This is a genomic window from Actinomycetota bacterium, assembly GCA_035540895.1.
GTDB lineage: Bacteria > Actinomycetota > JAICYB01 > JAICYB01 > JAICYB01 > DATLFR01.
This window is the reverse complement of sequence record DATLFR010000206.1, coordinates 1-4,680: the sequence shown is the minus strand read 5'-3', so window position 1 is coordinate 4,680 and position 4,680 is coordinate 1. Positions and strand designations below refer to the sequence as shown.

6 protein-coding genes are annotated in these 4,680 nt (G+C 68.7%); all 6 read left to right on the top strand.

The window, feature by feature from the left end:
• On the top strand, positions 1–281 hold a 281-nt coding region (locus VM840_11590), incomplete at its 5' end, for a hypothetical protein (protein ID HVL82219.1).
• The gene (locus VM840_11585; protein HVL82218.1) at positions 281–790 is read left to right on the top strand and encodes a hypothetical protein; all 510 of its coding nucleotides are present in this window, start codon (positions 281–283) and stop codon (positions 788–790) included. The genes VM840_11590 and VM840_11585, both read left to right, overlap by 1 nt.
• A complete protein-coding gene (locus tag VM840_11580; protein ID HVL82217.1) occupies positions 787–2,250 on the top strand; it encodes a hypothetical protein in 1,464 nt (487 codons plus the stop codon). The genes VM840_11585 and VM840_11580 overlap by 4 nt, the downstream gene beginning before the upstream one ends.
• A gap of 4 nt (positions 2,251–2,254) precedes the next feature.
• Complete coding sequence (locus VM840_11575) at positions 2,255–2,740, top strand: hypothetical protein (protein HVL82216.1); 486 nt, start codon at positions 2,255–2,257, stop codon at positions 2,738–2,740.
• Between the two features lie 48 nt (positions 2,741–2,788).
• Positions 2,789–4,075 carry an acyl-CoA dehydrogenase family protein gene (locus VM840_11570; protein ID HVL82215.1) on the top strand — a complete coding sequence of 429 codons (1,287 nt, stop codon included), beginning with the start codon at positions 2,789–2,791 and terminating at the stop codon, positions 4,073–4,075.
• A gap of 102 nt (positions 4,076–4,177) precedes the next feature.
• A partial coding sequence (locus VM840_11565) for a CAP domain-containing protein (GenBank protein HVL82214.1) occupies positions 4,178–4,680 on the top strand: 503 nt, incomplete at its 3' end.

Sequence of the window (4,680 nt, the reverse complement as noted above, 5' to 3'; positions counted from 1 at the left end):
CTCCGCAGGTCGACTACTTCGACGTGGAGCTGGTCGCGGACAGCCCGTTCTACAAGCCGGGGAACAAGCTCGAGATGCGGCTGACATCCGTGCTCCGGGTGACGAACCGCGACACCACGCGCGAGCGCCAGTGCCGCTCGTTCACCGACAAGGGCGGCCAGTTCAGCTCCCCGTGCCTCAAGCCGGGGGAGAAGTGGGAGATGAGGTTCCCCAACGGCGGCCGCTGGGAGATCGTCGACCAGGGCATCCCGTTCGCGACCGCGACCCTGGAGGTCGGCTGATGCGCAACCGCGTGGCTGCGTTGGTCGCAGCCGGCGCGCTGCTCGCCACGGGGTGCACGGGTGACGAGCCGGTGCGGGTCCTGCCGGGCGGAGGTCCGGTCAGGGCGCCCGTCATCAACTTCCCGTCCCAGATCGTCGGGCTGACCGTCACCCCAGAGGACGTCTCGAAGGTGGTGGAGGAGGTGAGGCGCCCGTACGTGGACAGCCTCGCCGTCTTCAGCCTGCGCGAGGAGGAGCTGCTCCGGGCGACCCTGCAGATAAGCAGGTTCAACCGGCTGGCCAAGCCGCGCGAGGGGCGCTTCCGCGGGTCCATACTCCAGCTGCTCGGGTCGAGCCGACCGCTGGAGTTGCGGGTGGGGGATCAGGTCGTGTACTCCACCTCCGGGAACAGGCAGGATCAGTACATCTGGTTCACCGACGAGGGATTCTTCGTGCTGAGCGTCCACCAGGACTACTCGTTCCCCCGCACGCTCCTGCGGCGTGTCGTCGAGCAGGACATCCAGCTATGAGGCGAGCGACCATCGGACTCCTCGTGCTGTCGCTGCTCGGGCTCGGCGCCTGTGGTGAGCGCGACCGGCCTGAGCAGCGCCTGCGAGCTGCCCTCAGCCGCACCGAGAAGGAGAGCAAGCTCTTCACCTACGTGGAGCAGGTCGACTACCAGCCTCCCCGCAAGGAGCGCCCGAACCGCCCCGCCCGCCACGAGGTGCCCGCTCAGCGCAACGAGGTCAGGGGCTCGTTCGAGGACGACATGCGTTACTCGGTCGTCTACCGGGCGGGGGAGAACGACATCGCGGAGGGGGTCGTCAGCGACGACGCCCTCGCCGTGCGCGTCATCAACATCCAGGCCGCGGTCGCCAACAACAGGACCGCGTTCGAGCGCCTCGGGGTCCTGCAGTCGACGGCGGAGGACACCGATGCCATCAAGGCGCTCCTCGAGGGCCGATGGGTTGTCGACTACACGGCGGCTCCCCCGCTCGCCGCGATCGTCAACCGTGAGGGGGTCCTGGACGTCGGGAGCAACCCGGCCCAGGACGCGATCTATGCCTTCCAGTACTTCCTGCGCTCGATCGAGGAGAGCGCCGGCGTGATCGAGTTCAACCCCGACGCGATCGGCTACAACCCGGCGGACGACCCCTGGTCGGCCGACGCCGACGCCGACCTGCGCGCGAAGGGCATCATCCGCTTCGACATCATCCCGCCGCCGCTCCCACGGCGCGGTGGCCAGGGCTCGGTCTCGGAGGAGCCCGGGACCTCCCACTTCAGGAAGATGGCGTTCTACGTCCGGGGGAACCGGGTCCTCAAGGTGGTCGAGAAGATCGATATCGAGGGACAGCGTGACTTCCGCCGGATCCTCGACCTCGACCGGGGATCGGATTACCACCGGGAGATGCTGCGCAACGCGCAGGAGGGAGGGACCCGAGACCTGGTGCGCGAGCGGACGATGTCCTACGAGGTGTCCCGGGCAGGGGAGCCGGTGACGGTGGAGATGCCGATCGGGGACGCCGTGGTCGGCACGATAGGGAGGTTGCTGGGCGGCGGCGACGAGGCAGCCGCCAGCCCGTTCTCGGCTCCCCGCGGTAAGGACGCACCGGCGGACGAGGAGGAAGCGGGTCCGGACACGGACGCCAAGAACTCGCTGCGGGACGCACTCGCGGCGGCGAAGACCCTCTACACCGATACGAACGACTACCGGGTCGCCACGCCCGAGAGGCTGAAGGAGGAGTTGCCCGAGCTCGACTTCGTGTCCGACGGGCCGAGCGACGGTCCGACGAAGATCGGCGTCCGGACCCCGTCCCCCGACGAGATCGTCATGGTCGCGTTCAGCCCCAGCGGGCGCTGCTTCGCCATACGCGAGGACAACTCGGTTCAGGGGAAGGGGATCACCTTCGCGAACAAGGCGGCCGACGCCAACATGTGCCGGGTCGCCGAGTTCACCGGCGGCAACTTCTCGGCCACCGGCTGGGACTGACCCGATGCGTCGGCTGCGGGTGCTGACGGCGCTGACGATGGTGCTCGCCGTCGCCTGCGCCTCCGAACCGGCCAGCGTCACCGAGCGGGAGCGTGTTCCGGACGCAGAGGGGGTCGTGGCTGATATCGGTCCGGCCGGGGTCAAGCTGGCCGACGGGAGCGGCTTCGAGCTGGAGGGCGAGGTCGAGAGCTTCACCACCCGGGGCCACAACTTCGTCCCGCTCGCCCAGCTCAAGGGTCGCTACGTCCATATCGGGCTCCAGGACCGGAAGGTCGCCTGGATCGCGTCGATCGGCATCGTGCCCGAGGGAGACACCCAGTTCCCGTACACCGGCGTGCTCGACCGGGTGGAGGACGGGCGGGCCTATTTCGAGGACGGCACCGTCCTGCGTCTCGATGGGTCCATCCAGGCCCCCGAGGGAGGGCGGACGGTCCTGGCCGTCGTCGACGCGGCGCGGAAGCTCGTCGTCGAGCTGCGTCCGCAGTCCTGAACGGGGCTGCTGCTATCGTCGGGAGACCGACAGACGGGGAGGGCGTTGATGGCCTGGGACTTCTCCACCGAACCTGAGTTCGAGTCGAAGCTCGAGTGGATGCGCGGCTTCGTCCGCGACGAGATCTGGCCCCTCGAGGTGGCCGGCCTCACGCCTCAGGCCTTCCGACGCGCGATCGTTCCGCTGCAGGAAGAGGTGAAGGGACAGGGCCTGTGGGCGGCCCACCTCGGACCCGAGCTCGGCGGACAGGGGTTCGGCCAGGTGAAGCTCGGACTCATGCACGAGATCCTGGGGACGTCCTTCTACGCGCCGATAGTCTTCGGCAACAACGCCCCGGACTCGGGCAACGCAGAGCTGATCGCGCTGGCGGGCACGGACGAGCAGAAGCAGCGCTGGCTCTGGCCCCTGCTCGAGGGTCGGATACGGTCCGCCTTCTCCATGACGGAGCCGGGAGCCGGGGCCGACCCCACCGTCATCTCGACGCGCGCCGAGCGGGTGGGCGACGAATGGGTGATCAACGGGCACAAGTGGTTCACGTCCAACGGGGCCACCTCGGACCTGCTGATAGTGATGGCGGTCACCAACCCGGATGTCCACCCCTACCAGGGGATGTCGATGATCCTCGTCCCGACGGACACCCCCGGCGTGACCATCCTGCGCAACATAGGGACGATGGAGGACCCCGACCACCCGATGGACATGCCGGGAGGTCACGCCGAGATCCTGTACCAGGACGTCCGGGTCCCCGTCGAGAACCTGCTGGGGGACGAGGGACAGGCCTTCGTCCTCGCCCAGAAGCGCCTCGGTCCCGGACGGATCCATCACGTGATGCGCTGGATCGGTCAGTGCAACCGCGCGTTCGACATGATGTGCGAACGGGCCGTGTCGCGCGTCGTCTTCGGGGAGCCCCTGGCTCGCAAGCAGACGATCCAGAACTGGATCGCTGAGTCCGCCACCGAGATCCACGCGCTCCGCCTGATGACCCTTCACGCCGCGTGGAAGATGGACAACGAGGGTTCGTCCGCCGCCCGCAAGGAGATCTCGATGATCAAGTTCTGGGGCGGCCGGGTCCTCCACGACGTGATCGACCGGGCGATCCAGGTGCACGGGTCGCTCGGATTCTCGACCGACCTCCCGCTCGAGCACATGTACCGGGCGGCCCGGGCCGGACGGATATACGACGGTCCGGACGAGGTGCACCGGATGACGGTCGCCCGCCAGGTCCTGAAGGGGTACGAGCCCCGGGATGTGCCGTCCCAGCACGTCCCCACCCGGCGCGAGGAGGCCCGGCAGCGCTTCGCCGAGCTCCTCGACGCGGCCAGCGCCAACCTGTAGCCAGGCCCCCGGGGGTCGGGCTGACCGGTCCGGCCGGGCGGTGCGTGACGTGGTCCCAACGGGGGGGTGCAGGAACGTGGAACGGTGCCGATACTTGTACCGATGAGTTCACGTACCTGGACCGCTCTCGCCGTCACCGCCCTGATCGGGGCGGGCCTGGCCGTGCCTGCCGCGGCGTCCACGTCGCGCACGGCCAACGTCGAGGTCCTGACCCTGCAGAAGATCAACGGCGGAAGGTCCGGGGTGGGCAAGGCCGCCCTCGTGATGCACGCCGGACTCCGCACGAAGGCCCGCGAGCACTCGGCCTACATGATCGGTCGCGGCGGGCTCAGCCACGACGGCTTCTCCACGCGGGTGACGTCCGCCGCGCCCGACCCGTACGAGTCCAACGGTCCGCCCGACGACGGCTTCAGGTCCCTGTACTCGGGAGCCACCTATGCGTGCGAGAACGTGGCGTACATGGGTGGGGGATCCCCCACGGACGACCAGATCGCCCAGACCTTCTACGACCTGTGGTACCGGTCGACGTCGGGACACAAGGAGTGCATGCTCGATCTCCATTCGAACGGGTACACCGTGGCCGGCGTCGGTGTGGGCTACGACTC